Raw genomic sequence first — 13,140 nt, 5'->3', positions numbered from 1 at the left:
GACATCGGCGTCGACATCATCGCCTGGGAGTGCGACTACCCGCACTCGGACTCCATCTGGCCCAACGCCCCGGAGTTCGTCAACGCCGAGATGCAGGGCTCGGGCGTTCCCGACGACGAGGTGCACAAGATCCTCTGGGAGAACACCACCCGGTTCTTCGGCCTCGACCCGTTCCAGCACATCGCCCGGGCCGACGCCACCGTCGGCGCCCTGCGCGCGCTGAGCCCGGAGGTGGACACCACGATCCGGTCCAAGCACGAGTGGCGGAAGCTGTACGACCTGCGGCAGAAGGCGCAGACCGCCTGAGCACGGGCCTGCCCGCGAGGCAGGCCGCAGAGACGCCGCGCCGGACGGGCCCCGAGGGCTCCCGCTCCGGCGCGGCGTCGCCGTACCCGCCGCCGCCGGCGTCCGGCCGGCGCCGTTACGGTGCTGAGGTGGGACGACGTAGCGGCACCCTGACCCTCCTGGCGACCGCGGCCCTGGCCGCCGGGTGCACCTCCGAGGTCGCCGGAGCCGCGTCCCCGGCCGACGGGGTGGCCCCCGTCCCCTCCGACGAGGAGCGGCAGGAGATCTTCTGCACCGACGTGCCGGACCTGCTGGCCGACATCACCGCCGACTTCGAGGACGTGCAGACCGACCCGGCGGCCGCCGTCGCCGCCCTCGAGGACGCGGTCGCCCGGATGGAGGAGGTGCAGCCGCCCGACGACGTCGCCGACGAGTGGGGGCGTCTGGTGTCCGCGTGGCGGGACCTGCTCGACCTCGTCGAGCGGGTCGACCCCGCCGACCCCTCGTCCGGCCGCGAGCTGACCGGCGAGCTGCTGGAGCTGCAGACGGAGCTGGTCGACGCGGGCACCGCCGTCGACCAGTGGGGCCGGGCCAACTGCTGAGCCGGGCCGGCCGCGGACACGCCGACGGCGGTGCACCCCCGGGGGTGCACCGCCGTCGAAGTCCGTCGTGCGCTCGGTCCGGTCGACCGGCCGGTCCCCGGGCCCGTGCGAGGAGTGCGCCGGGGTGGCCGGTGCCTCAGTGGTGCGGCTCGGCCTCGCGGGCGCGCTGCAGCGAGGCCTCGATCTCCGCCTCCGCCTCGGCGCGCCCCACCCACTCGGCGCCCTCGACCGACTTGCCCGGCTCCAGGTCCTTGTAGGTCTCGAAGAAGTGCTGGATCTCCAGCCGGTCGAACTCCGACACGTCGGTGATGTCCTTCAGGTGCGACATCCGCGGGTCGGTCGCCGGGACGGTGAGGACCTTGTCGTCCCCGCCGGCCTCGTCGGTCATCCGGAACATGCCGATCGCCCGGCAGGTGATGAGGCACCCGGGGAACGTCGGCTCCTCCAGCAGGACCAGCGCGTCGAGCGGGTCGCCGTCCTGACCGAGGGTGTTCTCGATGTACCCGTAGTCCGCCGGATAGCGGGTGGAGGTGAAGAGCATCCGGTCCAAGCGGATGCGGCCGGTGGCGTGGTCCAGCTCGTACTTGTTCCGCTGGCCCTTGGGGATCTCTACCGTCACGTCGAACTGCACGTCTCGTAGTGTGGCCCACGGCTCCCGGCACCCGCGCCGGAGGTCGTCCCGGGGGGTGGGCACCATCGCGTCGAGCGGGTCGACGACCGTCACGCCGAAGTACTCGCGCCTCCGCCGCCGGCTGGTCCTGGCAGGCCTCGCGGTGGTCGTCGTCCTCGCCGTCGCCGTCGTCCTCGTGGTCCGCGTCCTGGGTGGGGACGACGCCTCCGGCGGCGCCTCCGACGGCGCGCCGGTCGACGGCGCGCAGCTGCCCGGGATCGGCGAGCCGGCCCCGGTGCTCGCCGCGCTGCCGGCCGATTCCCCCGCGCCCGACCCCTCGGCCCTCGAGGCCGTGCTGGCGCCGCTGCTCGCCTCGCCGGCCCTCGGCGCGGCCCCGGTGGCACACGTGGTGGACGTCGCCACCGACGAGGTGCTCCTGGACCGGGACGGCGACCGGCCCGCCGTCCCGGCCTCGACGGCCAAGCTGCTGACCGCGATGGCGACGCTGACCACCCTCGACCCGGACGACACGCTGGCCACGACCGTGGTCGCCGGTGCCGCGCCCGGCGAGATCGTCCTGGTGGGCGGCGGCGACCCGACCCTGTCGACGACGTCGCCCTCGCTGACCTATCCCGGCGCGGCGACCGTCGAGGACCTGGCCGACCAGGTCCGGGGCGCGCTGGCGGGGGCGCCGGTCACCGCGGTCGTCGTGGACAACGGCCTGTTCACCGGCCCGCTGACCGCGCCCGGCTGGGGTCCGGGCGACGCTCCGTCGAGCTACGCCGCGCCGATCACCGCCACCGCCGTCGACGGCGCCCGCCTGGCTCCCGGTGCCCCCGCACGCAGCGGCGCGCCGGGCACCGACGCCGGCCGCGCGCTCGCCGCGGCACTGGGTGCCCCCGACGCGGCCGTGCGGCTGGGCGAGGCCCCCGCGGACGCCCGGGAGCTCGGCACGGTCGACTCCGCGCCGGTCGGCCGGCTGGTCGAGCAGATGCTGGCCCTGTCGGACAACGTCCTGGCCGAGGCCCTGGCCCGGCACGTGGCGCTGGCCCGCGGGCTGCCCGCCACCTTCGACGGCGCGGCCGACGCCGTCCCGGCCGCCCTCGAGGAGGCGGGCTTCGACCTCACCGGTGTCGCGCTCGCCGACGGCAGCGGCCTGTCGGCGTCCGACCGGGTGCCCGCGGCGCTGCTCACGCGGCTGCTCACCGCCGCCGCCGACGGCTCGGTGCCCGGAACGGGGGCGGTCGTCTCCGGGCTCGCGGTGGCCGGGTACGACGGCACGCTCGCCGATCGCGGGGACGCCGACCCGGCGACCGCGCCCGGCTCGGTGCGCGGGAAGACGGGCACCCTGCTCGGGGTGCACGCCCTGGCGGGCACGGTCGTCACCGCCGACGGCCGGCTGCTGGCCTTCGCGGTCGTGGCCGACCAGGTCTCGGGAGGGGGGCAGCCGGCCGAGGACGCGCTCGACGCGGCCGCCTCCGCCCTGGCGGCCTGCGGCTGCTCCTGACCTGCGGTCGCTCCCGGCTCGAGGCGCCGGGACCCGGCGCGCGCGTACGGTGAACCGATGAGCCGTGCCGCCTCGCTGGTCGACTGGGACCTCGCCGGACGCACCGCCCGCCGGCTCGCCGGCCCGGGCCCGGAGACGACGCGGGAGGAGGCCGCCGCCGTCGTCCGCGAACTGCACGAGGCGGCGGCCGTCGCCGTCAGCCACGTCGAGGGCCTCACCGGCCTGCGGCCGGCACCCGGCGGTCCGGTGCCCGAGGTCGCCGTCGTCGACCGGCCCGGCTGGGTCGACGCGAACACCGCGGGGATGTCCGCGCTGCTGGACCCCCTCGTCGACCAGCTCGCCGAGCGGCAGGGCCGCCGGCCCGGTCCGGTCGCCACCGCGATCGGCTCCCGCGCCACCGGCGTGCAGGCCGGCGCCCTGCTGTCCTTCCTGTCCTCGCGGGTGCTCGGCCAGTACGAGGTGTTCGGCAGCGGCGGCCGGCTGCTGCTCGTGGCGCCGAACATCGTCGACGCCGAGCGCCGGCTGGGCGTGGACCCCGGCGACTTCCGGCTGTGGGTGTGCCTGCACGAGGTGACCCACCAGCTGCAGTTCACCGGGGTCCCCTGGCTGCACGGGCACCTCGAGTCGCTCATCACCGAGTTCGTCGAGGTGACCGACCTGGACGCCGACGTCCTGCGCGACCGGCTGCGCGACGTCGTCCGCAGCCTCGGCGACGCCGTCCGCGGCGGGGACGGCGACGGCGACGAGCCCCAGGGCCTGATGGCGCTGGTCGGCGATCCGGCGCAGCGCGCCGTCCTGGACCGGGTGACCGCGGTGATGAGCCTGGTCGAGGGGCACGCCGAGTACGTGATGGACGGGGTCGGGCCGGACGTCGTCCCGTCGGTCCGGACGCTGCGCAAGCGCTTCGCCCAGCGGCGCAAGGGCCGCGGGCCCGTCGACCGGGTGCTGCGCCGGCTCCTGGGCCTGGAGCAGAAGATGAAGCAGTACGCCGACGGCCGGTTCTTCGTCGGCGGCGTGGTCGACCTCGTCGGCATGGAGGGCTTCAACCGCGTGTGGAGCGGCCCGGACGCGCTGCCGCGGATCGAGGAGCTCACCGCACCCGCCCGCTGGGTGGAGCGCGTCATCGGCCGCCCGGCCATCCCCGCCTGACCCGCCGTGCCCGGGCCGCCGCCGGCGGTGGCTGCGCTGCGCCGCGCCGTCCGGCCCGCGCTGCGCTCCTCGGCCCGGCCGGTGCTCGCGGCCTGCAGCGGGGGAGCGGACTCGGTCGCCCTCGCCGCGGCGCTGGCCTTCGAGGCGCGGCACGCCGGCGTCCGGGTGGGTGGCGTGACCGTCGACCACGGCCTGCAGCCCGGTTCGGCCGAGCGGGCGGAACGGACGGCGGGGTTGCTGCGCGACCTCGGGCTGGATCCGGTGCTGGTGCTCGCCGTGCAGGTGACCGCCGCCGGCGGGCCCGAGGCCGCCGCCCGGGCGGCCCGCCGGCAGGCCCTGGCCGGGGCGGCCGGGGAGCACGGCGCCCGCGTCGCGCTCGGGCACACCCTCGACGACCAGGCCGAGACCGTGCTGCTGGGTCTCGGCCGGGGCTCGGGTCCGCGCTCGGTCGCCGGCATGGTCGCCGAGCGGGAGGACGACGGGGTGCTCTGGTGGCGGCCGCTGCTGGGCGTCCGCCGGGCGACCACCCGCCGGGCCTGCGCCGACCAGGGGCTGCCCGTCTGGGACGACCCGTGGAACGGCGACCCCGCCTACACCCGGGTGCGGCTGCGGACCGAGGTGCTGCCGCTGCTGGAGCAGGTGCTCGGCGGCGGGGTCGCCCCGGCCCTCGCGCGCACCGCCGGCCTGCTCCGCGAGGACCTCGACGCCCTCGACGGGCTCGCCGCCGCCGAGCTGGCCCGGCTGGCCGCCGAGGCCGGGGACGGCGGCCTGCCCGCCCGGCCCCTCGCGCCCCTGCCCGCCGCCGTCCGCCGGAGGGTGCTGCGCGGGTGGCTGCGGGCGGCCGGCGTCCCCGATCTGCACGCGGTGCACCTGCAGGCGGTGGAGACGCTGGTCACTGCCTGGCGCGGTCAGGGCCGGGTCGACCTACCCGGCGGCGCGGGCGTCGTCCGGTCGTCTGGCAGGCTGGTCCTGCAGCCGCCGTCGGGCCGCGGCACCGCCCCCGGCCCCGCAACCCCCGAGGAGCCCCACCCGTGACGGACCCCGCCAGCACCTCCGGGGGACTCGGTCCCGACCACGGGTACGGCCCGGACATCGACCACGTCCTGCTCAGCGAGGAGCAGATCCAGGACAAGATCACCGAGCTCGCCGCCGCGGTCGCCCGCGACTACGTCGGCAAGGAGGTGCTCCTGGTCGGCGTCCTCAAGGGCGCCGTCCTCTTCATGAGCGACTTCGCGCGGGCGCTGCAGCTGCCCACCCAGATGGAGTTCATGGCCGTGTCCTCCTACGGCAGCGCGACGAGCTCCTCGGGGGTGGTCCGGATCCTCAAGGACCTCGACCGCGACATCAGCGACAAGCACGTGCTGGTGCTCGAGGACATCATCGACTCGGGCCTGACCCTCTCCTGGCTGCTCAAGAACCTGGGTGGCCGCGGCCCGGCGTCGCTGGAGGTCTGCGCGCTGCTGCGCAAGCCCGACGCGGTCAAGGTCGAGGTGCCGGTGCGCTACATCGGCTTCGACATCCCCAACGAGTTCGTCATCGGCTACGGGCTGGACTACGCCGAGCGCTACCGCGACCTGCCCTACATCGCGACCCTCCGGGCCGAGGTGTACTCCTCCTGACGTCGGCCTGCGGCCGGCGGAGCGGTCCGGAGGACGGCGACACGACCGCCCGCGCGAACGGGTTACTCGCAGGTTTCGCCCGGGGTCTGCACAGGTGCCCCGGTGTACCGTCGGGCGCAACGACGCTGCACCGGCGCGCGGGTGCCACCCGGGGCGCGGGACGCGTCCCCCGGACGATCAGGAGGGTCGACGGGTCCGGCCCGTCAGGGTCGCCCGGCATCGGTGTATGGAACGCAAGAAGATCTTCCGCTCCGTGTGGTTCTGGGTCGTCCTCGTCATCCTGCTGGCGGTGGGCTTCTCCAGCATGTTCGCAGGCGGTGAGGAGTACCAGGAGGTCTCCACGGCCACCGCCCTCGAGCAGATCCGGGACGGCAACGCCGAGAACGTCGTCATCAACGACCGGGAGCAGACGCTCGACATCGAGCTGACCAACCCGGTCGAGGGCAGCGACCGGATCACCGCCTCCTTCTCCAGCGGCGCCGCTGACGACATCTTCGACCTCGTCTCGGGGCAGGACGGCGAGGGCGCTCAGACCGGGGACGGCGTCCCGTTCGACACGAACGTCACGCAGGACAACCTCTTCGTCAGCGTCCTGATCAGCTTCCTGCCCTTCGTGATCCTGCTGCTCCTGCTGTTCTGGCTGTTCAACTCGATGCAGGGCGGCGGCCGCGGCGTCATGGCCTTCGGCAAGTCCAAGGCCAAGCAGCTCACCAAGGACATGCCGAAGACGACGTTCGCCGACGTGGCCGGCGCCGACGAGGCCATCGAGGAACTGCACGAGATCAAGGACTTCCTGCAGAACCCGGTGAAGTTCCAGGCCGTGGGCGCCAAGATCCCCAAGGGCGTCCTGCTGTTCGGGCCGCCCGGCACCGGCAAGACGCTGCTCGCCCGCGCCGTGGCCGGGGAGGCCGGGGTGCCGTTCTTCTCGATCTCCGGCTCGGACTTCGTCGAGATGTTCGTCGGGGTGGGCGCCAGCCGCGTCCGCGACCTGTTCACCCAGGCGAAGGAGAACGCCCCGGCGATCATCTTCGTCGACGAGATCGACGCGGTCGGCCGGCAGCGCGGCGCCGGCATGGGCGGCGGTCACGACGAGCGCGAGCAGACGCTCAACCAGATGCTCGTCGAGATGGACGGCTTCGACGTCAAGGGCGGGGTCATCCTCATCGCGGCCACCAACCGGCCCGACGTCCTGGACCCGGCGCTGCTGCGCCCCGGCCGCTTCGACCGCCAGATCGCCGTCGACCGGCCCGACCTCGAGGGGCGCAAGGCCATCCTCGCCGTCCACGGCAAGGGCAAGCCGCTCGCCCCCGACGTCGACCTGGAGACCGTGGCCCGGCGCACCCCCGGCTTCACCGGCGCGGACCTGGCCAACGTCCTCAACGAGGCCGCCCTGCTCACCGCCCGCGAGAACGCGACCGTCGTCACCGACGCGACCATCGAGGAGGCGATCGACCGCGTCATCGCCGGCCCCGAGCGCAAGACGCGGGCGATGAGCGAGAAGGAGAAGAAGGTCACCGCCTACCACGAGGGCGGGCACGCGCTGGTGGCGCACGCGCTGCCCAACCTGGACCCGGTGCACAAGGTGACGATCCTGCCGCGCGGGCGCTCGCTGGGGCACACGCTGGTGCTGCCGACCGAGGACAAGTACACCCAGACCCGGTCGGAGATGATCGACACCCTCGCCTACGCGCTGGGCGGTCGCGCGGCCGAGGAACTGGTGTTCCACGAGCCCACCACCGGCGCCGGCAACGACATCGAGAAGGCCACCTCGATGGCCCGGGCGATGGTCACCCAGTACGGCATGAGCGCCAAGCTGGGTGCGGTGAAGTACGGCAGCACCGACTCCGAGCCGTTCCTCGGCCGGGACATGGGGTCGCGGCCGGACTACTCCGAGGCCGTCGCCGCCGACATCGACGCGGAGGTGCGCGCGCTCATCGAGGCGGCGCACGACGAGGCGTGGGAGATCCTCGTCGAGCACCGGCCGGTGCTCGACCAGCTCGTCCTGGAGCTGATCGAGAAGGAGACCCTCTCCAAGGAGGACATGGCCCGCATCTGCGCGCCGGTCACCAAGCGGCCCTCGCTCGCGCCCTACAACGGCTTCGGCAAGCGGACGCCGTCCGACCAGCCGCCGGTCCTCACCCCGGCCGAGCAGGCGCAGCTGGTCAACGGCAACGGGCACGTGCTCGACAAGCCCAACCCGGTGGGCGACGTCGGCGCGCACGTGCAACCGTGACCGGGTCCTGACCCGCAGGTCCCAGCCACCGACCGCCGCCGAGGAGCACGTCATGAGCGAGATCGCCGAGGAGCCAGAGGACGAGGTGCGCCCCGTCCCGGGGACGGTCGACCACGCACGGGCCGCGGCCGCCGTGCGCGAGCTGCTCATCGCGGTGGGGGAGGACCCCGACCGGCCCGGGCTGCAGGACACCCCGGGCCGGGTGGCCCGCGCCTACGCGGAGACCTTCGCCGGGTTGTGGCAGGACCCGGCCGAGGTGCTCGCCACGGTGTTCGACGAGGACCACGACGAGCTGGTGCTGGTCAAGGACATCCCGATGTACTCGACCTGCGAGCACCACCTGGTGCCCTTCCACGGCGTGGCGCACGTCGGCTACATCCCCGGGGCGGACGGCCGGGTCACCGGCCTGTCCAAGCTGGCGCGGCTCGTGGACATCTACGCCCGCCGGCCCCAGGTCCAGGAGCGGATGACCCGGCAGATCGCCGACGCGCTCAACGACGTCCTCAAGCCGCGGGGCGTCATCGTGGTGATCGAGGCCGAGCACCTGTGCATGGGCATGCGCGGCATCCGCAAGCCCGGCTCCTCCACGGTCACCTCGGCGGTGCGCGGCATGTTCCGCGACAGCGCGGCCACCCGCGCCGAGGCGATGAGCCTCGTCCTGGGGCGGTGACCTCGACAGACGTGGACGACCGCAGCCGGCTCCCGCGGCCCGGGCGCTGCGTGGTGATGGGGGTCCTGAACGTCACCCCCGACTCGTTCTCCGACGGCGGCTGCTTCGCCGACGCCTCCACCGCGATCGCGCACGGCCTGGCCATGCACGCCGCCGGCGCGGACTACGTCGACGTCGGCGGCGAGTCGACCCGCCCCGGCGCGGACCGGGTCGACGCCGACGAGGAGTGCCGCCGGGTGCTGCCGGTCGTCCGCGAGCTGGCCGCCGCGGGCGTCCGGGTCAGCGTCGACACCACCCGCGCCGAGGTCGCCGAGGCGGCCATCGGGGCCGGTGCCACGCTGGTCAACGACGTGAGCGGCGGGCTGGCCGACCGGAACATGGCCGAGCTCGTCGCCGGGTCCGGCGTCCCCTGGGTGCTGATGCACTGGCGCGGGCACAGCCGGGAGATGTACGCCGCGGCCCGCTACGGCGACGTCGTCACCGAGGTGTGCGCCGAGCTGACCGCCCGCGTGGAGGACGTCGTCGCCGCCGGTGTCGACCCCGGTCAGCTGGTGCTCGACCCGGGCCTGGGGTTCGCCAAGCGGGCCGGGCACAACTGGCGGGTGCTGGCGGGGCTGGACCGGATCGTGGCCCTCGGCCTGCCGGTCCTCGTCGGCGCCTCCCGCAAGACCTTCCTGGGCCGCGAGCTGGCCGCCGCCGACGGGACCGTGCGCCCGGCCGAGCAGCGCGACGCCGCGACCCTCGCCACCACCGTGCTCGCCGCCGAGGCCGGTGCCTGGGGCGTGCGGGTGCACGACGCCGCTGCCTCGGCCGATGCGGTGCGCACCGTCGCCGCCGTCCGGCGCGCCCGACAGGAGAGCCGATCCCGTGCCCAGTGACCGCCCGTCCTCCCGACCCGACCGGATCACCGTCCGCGGCATCACCGCCCACGCGCACCACGGCGTCTATGACTGGGAGCGGGAGCGGGGCCAGACCTTCTCGGTGGACGTCGTCCTGGAGCTGGACACCGCGCCGGCCGCGGCCGGGGACGACCTGGGGAAGACGGTGAACTACGCCGAGCTGGCCCAGGCGCTGCACGGCATCCTCACCGGGGAACCGGTCGACCTCCTCGAGACCCTCGCCCAGCGGATGGCCGACGCCTGCCTGGCGAACCCCCTCGTCGACGCCGTCGAGATCGCGGTGCACAAGCCCGACGCCGAGCTCGGCGTCCCCTTCGACGACGTCACGGTGGTCATCCGGCGTGAGCGCCGGTGAGTCGTGCGGTGCTGTCACTGGGCGCCAACCTCGGGGACCGCGCCGCGACCCTGCGCGAGGCGCTCGACGGGCTGGTGGCCGACGGGCTGGTCGCCGTCTCCGCGCTCTACGAGACCCCTCCCTGGGGCCCGGTCGAGCAGCCGCCCTACCTGAACGCGGTCGCGCTGGTCCAGGGCCCGCGTGACGCCGCCGGGTGGCTGGCCCGAGCGCACGAGCTGGAGCAGGCCGCCGGGCGCACCCGCGAGGTCCGCTGGGGCGCCCGGACCCTCGACGTCGACGTGGTCGCCGTGACCGCCGACGACGGCACGCCGGTGATCTCCGGTGACCCGGCGCTCACCCTGCCGCACCCCCGCGCGCACGAGCGGGCCTTCGTGCTGGTGCCGTGGGCGGAGGTCGAGCCGGACGCCGTGCTGCCCGGGCACGGTCCGGTCGCCGGCCTGCTCGCCGCGCTGCCGCGGGAGGACGCCGACGCGGTGGTGCGCTGGGCGGAGCGGCCGTGAAGCCGGTCAGCCGGCGGGACCTGCTCGTCGTCGCCGTCGGCCTGGCCGTGGCCACCTGGCTGGTCGTGCGCGCGGCCTACGGCGACCTGCCGCCGCTGCGCTGGTGGCTGCCGGTGCCGGTGGCGCTGCTCGCCGTCGCCGAGGCCATGGCGGCCCGCACGCTGAGCCGCCGGCTCGGTGCTCTGCGCGCCGCCCGCCGCGGCGCCCGCGGAGGCCGGCCGCCGGCCGCGGCGAGCCCCGCCGCGCCCCGGCCGGAGGGCGCACGCCCGCTGGAGCCGATGCTGGTGGCCCGGGTCGCGGTCCTCGCCCAGGCCAGCGCGTACGTGGGCGCGGCCTTCACCGGCGTGTGGGCCGGCGTGCTGCTGTACGTCGTGCCCGCGCTCGGCCGGCTGGACGCCGCAGCGGACGACACGGTGGCCGGGGTGATCGGCGTCCTCTCCTCCGTGGCGCTCACCGGGGCCGCGCTGTGGCTGGAGCACGTCTGCCGCGTGCCGCCGTCGGAGGACGACGACGGCGCCGTCCCCGCCTGAGGAGCCCCGGCCGGACGGCCCGCCGACCGGGGTGGGCACCCGGGGGTCGTACGACCATCGACCGATGGAAGTGCTTGACACTTCAAGAATAGCTTCCGCGCCATGTCCTCCCGCCGCGCTCGCGTCCTCCTCGTGGTCGGCACCGTCACGGCCGCGACCCTCCTGACCGCGCCCGCCTCGGCGGCGGTGCCGGCCGACTGCGCACCCGACGCCTGGGAGCCCGACGGCGACGTCGGGTTCTCCGCGGGCGTCGCCGCGCCGGTCGCCGTCGGCGGCACGGTGACGCGGGCGATCTGCCAGGCCCCCAACCCGTTCCCCCGCACGTCGGCCGGGCAGGACGTCGACTTCTTCCGGTTCACCGCGACCGGGGGGAAGGCCTACACCGGCGAGATCACCGCCGCCGGGTCGGCCCTGGGCCTGGGGACCTCCGGCGGGCTGGTCATCGGCGGCCTCTACCGCGTGAACCCCGACGGCTCGGGCACGATGATCGACGGCTCGACGTCGCCGAGCAGCTACGAGCGCTTCACGACCGACGTCCTGCCGGCCGGCGAGTACGGCTTCCTGACCTACACCCCGGACAACCAGGTCTACAGCGGCAACGTGCTGGACATCCGGACCGTCTCCGGCGAGGCCGGGGCCTACACGGTGCGGGTCACGGAGTCGGCCGTCACCGTGCCGGCCGTCACCGCGGTCACCCTGCGCTCCACCTCGGTCCGGTACGGCTCGACCGTCACGGGCACCGTCACGATGAGCGGCCCGGCGCCCGAGGGCGGGATGTTCCTCTTCGGGGACTCGAGCTCGCGGCTGACGGCGAACCCGAGCTCGCCCTACCTGCCCGCGGGTGCCACCAGTGCGAGCTTCACGGTCACCACCACGAGCCAGCGGCCGAGCCGCGACACGCAGGTGACCATCTCCTACTCGACGGCGACCGGCGCACCGAGGTCGGTCGTCCTCACGGTCCGGCGCTGAGGTCGCGACCGGGGACGCCGACCGGGGTCAGCCGGTGGTGACCGACCGGCGCAGCGTGGTGTGCACCGTGCCGGCGGTGAGGACGCCGAGGTACTTCCCGCCGCCGTCGACGACCGGCACCGCGTCGGCGTCGGAGCGCAGCAGCACCGACAGCCCGGTCTTGAGCGTGGCCGTCGCCGGGACCGGCTCCCCGGCCGGCTGCATCGCCGCCCCCGCCGTCCCCACCCCGGTGGCGCGGGCGGCCGGCAGCCAGCCGCGGGGCCGGCCGGCGGAGTCCACGACGACCGCCCCGGCAGCACCGGCCAGCGCCGCGGCCGCCTCGGCCAGCGGGGTCTCCGGCAGCACGACCGGCGGCCGGGCGAGGTCCGCGGTGTCCACACCGGTCACCGCGAGGCGCTTGAGACCGCGGTCGGCGCCGACGAAGTCGGCGACGTAGGCGTTGGCCGGCCGGCCGAGCAGCTCGGCGGGCGGGGCGAACTGCTCCACGTGCCCGCCGGCGCTCATCACCGCGATGCGGTCGCCCAGGCGCACGGCCTCCTCGATGTCGTGGGTGACGAAGACGATCGTCTTGCGCACCGCCGCCTGCAGCCGGAGGAACTCGTCCTGCAGCCGCTCGCGGACCACCGGGTCGACGGCGGAGAACGGCTCGTCCATCAGGAGCACGCCCGGGTCGGCGGCCAGCGCCCGCGCCACCCCGGCCCGCTGGCGCTGCCCCCCGGACAGCTGCGCCGGGTAGCGGTCGCCGTGCACCGCCGGGTCCAGCCCGACCGTGCTCAGCAGCTCGTCGACGCGTGCGCGGGTGCGGCGCCGGTCCCACCCGAGCAGCCGCGGGACCGTGGCGACGTTGACCCGCACCGTCTGGTGCGGGAAGAGGCCGACGTTCTGGATGACGTAGCCGATCCGCCGGCGCAGCCGGTCGGGGTCGACGCGGGTCACGTCCTCGCCGCCGAGCACGATCCGGCCGGTCGTCGGCTCGATGATCCGGTTGATCATCTTCATGGTGGTCGTCTTGCCGCAGCCCGAGGGCCCGACGAGGACCGTGAGCTCGCCCGCGGCGAGGGCGAGGTCGAGCTCGGCGACGCCGACGGTGCCGTCGGCGTAGACCTTGCTCACGCCCTCCAGCCGGATCTCCGGCGCCGTCTCCGCCCGGTCGTCCCCGTCGTCGGACCCGGCGGGGGCAGCGGGTCGGGCGGGTGCGGCAGTAGCGTCCAC

15 protein-coding genes are annotated in these 13,140 nt (G+C 75.3%); 13 read left to right on the top strand and 2 right to left on the bottom strand.

Annotated features, from left to right (window positions below; translation table 11 throughout):
- Both ACK586_RS13830 and ACK586_RS13825 read left to right on the top strand, forming a co-directional pair.
- Positions 1 to 306: amidohydrolase family protein (locus ACK586_RS13830; RefSeq protein WP_409331067.1), on the top strand; the 306-nt coding region annotated here is incomplete at its 5' end.
- Positions 307 to 434: 128 nt separating this feature from the next.
- The gene (locus ACK586_RS13825) at positions 435 to 887 is read left to right on the top strand and encodes a hypothetical protein (protein ID WP_409331066.1); all 453 of its coding nucleotides are present in this window, start codon (positions 435 to 437) and stop codon (positions 885 to 887) included.
- A 136-nt stretch (positions 888 to 1,023) separates the two neighbouring features.
- Here ACK586_RS13825 and ACK586_RS13820 read toward each other — a convergent pair whose 3' ends face one another.
- Entirely contained in the window at positions 1,024 to 1,518 is a 495-nt protein-coding gene (locus ACK586_RS13820) for an inorganic diphosphatase (protein WP_409331065.1), read from the bottom strand.
- A gap of 55 nt (positions 1,519 to 1,573) precedes the next feature.
- Here ACK586_RS13820 and dacB point away from each other — a divergent pair, with 55 nt between their 5' ends.
- The 11 genes from dacB (at position 1,574) to ACK586_RS13765 (ending at position 11,928) form a co-directional block, all read left to right on the top strand.
- Positions 1,574 to 3,004, top strand: a complete 1,431-nt coding sequence (gene dacB, locus ACK586_RS13815) for a D-alanyl-D-alanine carboxypeptidase/D-alanyl-D-alanine endopeptidase (RefSeq protein WP_409331064.1) — start codon at positions 1,574 to 1,576, stop codon at positions 3,002 to 3,004.
- A gap of 57 nt (positions 3,005 to 3,061) precedes the next feature.
- Positions 3,062 to 4,153: a zinc-dependent metalloprotease gene (locus ACK586_RS13810; RefSeq protein ID WP_409331063.1), complete on the top strand. Its 1,092-nt coding sequence runs from the start codon at positions 3,062 to 3,064 to the stop codon at positions 4,151 to 4,153.
- Between the two features lie 6 nt (positions 4,154 to 4,159).
- A complete protein-coding gene (tilS, locus tag ACK586_RS13805) occupies positions 4,160 to 5,188 on the top strand; it encodes a tRNA lysidine(34) synthetase TilS (protein WP_409331062.1) in 1,029 nt (342 codons plus the stop codon).
- Entirely contained in the window at positions 5,185 to 5,772 is a 588-nt protein-coding gene (hpt, locus tag ACK586_RS13800; protein WP_409331061.1) for a hypoxanthine phosphoribosyltransferase, read from the top strand. The genes tilS and hpt overlap by 4 nt, the downstream gene beginning before the upstream one ends.
- 226 nt (positions 5,773 to 5,998) lie before the next feature.
- Positions 5,999 to 8,005, top strand: a complete 2,007-nt coding sequence (gene ftsH, locus ACK586_RS13795; RefSeq protein WP_409331060.1) for an ATP-dependent zinc metalloprotease FtsH — start codon at positions 5,999 to 6,001, stop codon at positions 8,003 to 8,005.
- A gap of 52 nt (positions 8,006 to 8,057) precedes the next feature.
- Complete coding sequence (gene folE / locus ACK586_RS13790; RefSeq protein WP_409331059.1) at positions 8,058 to 8,675, top strand: GTP cyclohydrolase I FolE; 618 nt, start codon at positions 8,058 to 8,060, stop codon at positions 8,673 to 8,675.
- Positions 8,672 to 9,553 (top strand): dihydropteroate synthase, encoded by an 882-nt coding sequence (gene folP, locus ACK586_RS13785; RefSeq protein ID WP_409331058.1) that lies wholly within the window; start codon positions 8,672 to 8,674, stop codon positions 9,551 to 9,553. Before folE ends, folP begins: the two co-directional genes overlap by 4 nt.
- Complete coding sequence (gene folB, locus ACK586_RS13780) at positions 9,543 to 9,929, top strand: dihydroneopterin aldolase (protein ID WP_409331057.1); 387 nt, start codon at positions 9,543 to 9,545, stop codon at positions 9,927 to 9,929. The genes folP and folB overlap by 11 nt, the downstream gene beginning before the upstream one ends.
- Positions 9,930 to 9,937: 8 nt before the next feature.
- Positions 9,938 to 10,429, top strand: coding sequence for a 2-amino-4-hydroxy-6-hydroxymethyldihydropteridine diphosphokinase (gene folK, locus ACK586_RS13775; protein ID WP_409331056.1), 492 nt, complete (start codon positions 9,938 to 9,940; stop codon positions 10,427 to 10,429).
- The gene (locus ACK586_RS13770) at positions 10,426 to 10,959 is read left to right on the top strand and encodes a DUF3180 domain-containing protein (RefSeq protein ID WP_409331055.1); all 534 of its coding nucleotides are present in this window, start codon (positions 10,426 to 10,428) and stop codon (positions 10,957 to 10,959) included. The genes folK and ACK586_RS13770 overlap by 4 nt, the downstream gene beginning before the upstream one ends.
- Before the next feature lie 102 nt (positions 10,960 to 11,061).
- Positions 11,062 to 11,928 (top strand): hypothetical protein, encoded by an 867-nt coding sequence (locus ACK586_RS13765; protein WP_409331054.1) that lies wholly within the window; start codon positions 11,062 to 11,064, stop codon positions 11,926 to 11,928.
- 27 nt (positions 11,929 to 11,955) lie between these two features.
- Here ACK586_RS13765 and ACK586_RS13760 read toward each other — a convergent pair whose 3' ends face one another.
- A complete protein-coding gene (locus ACK586_RS13760; protein WP_409331053.1) occupies positions 11,956 to 13,140 on the bottom strand; it encodes an ABC transporter ATP-binding protein in 1,185 nt (394 codons plus the stop codon).

Source organism: Trujillonella humicola (assembly GCF_046233715.1).
GTDB lineage: Bacteria > Actinomycetota > Actinomycetes > Mycobacteriales > Geodermatophilaceae > Trujillonella > Trujillonella humicola.
The sequence above is the reverse complement of the archived record's forward strand: the minus strand, read 5'-3'. Positions and strand labels throughout refer to the sequence as shown.

Bases quoted from the DNA above. Each gene is read 5' to 3' on its own strand.
- folE (WP_409331059.1), top strand. From the start codon at position 8,058: ATGAGCGAGATCGCCGAGGAGCCAGAGGACGAGGTGCGCCCCGTCCCG.
- ACK586_RS13810 (WP_409331063.1), top strand. From the start codon at position 3,062: ATGAGCCGTGCCGCCTCGCTGGTCGACTGGGACCTCGCCGGACGCACC.
- ftsH (WP_409331060.1), top strand. From the start codon at position 5,999: ATGGAACGCAAGAAGATCTTCCGCTCCGTGTGGTTCTGGGTCGTCCTC.
- ACK586_RS13765 (WP_409331054.1), top strand. From the start codon at position 11,062: ATGTCCTCCCGCCGCGCTCGCGTCCTCCTCGTGGTCGGCACCGTCACG.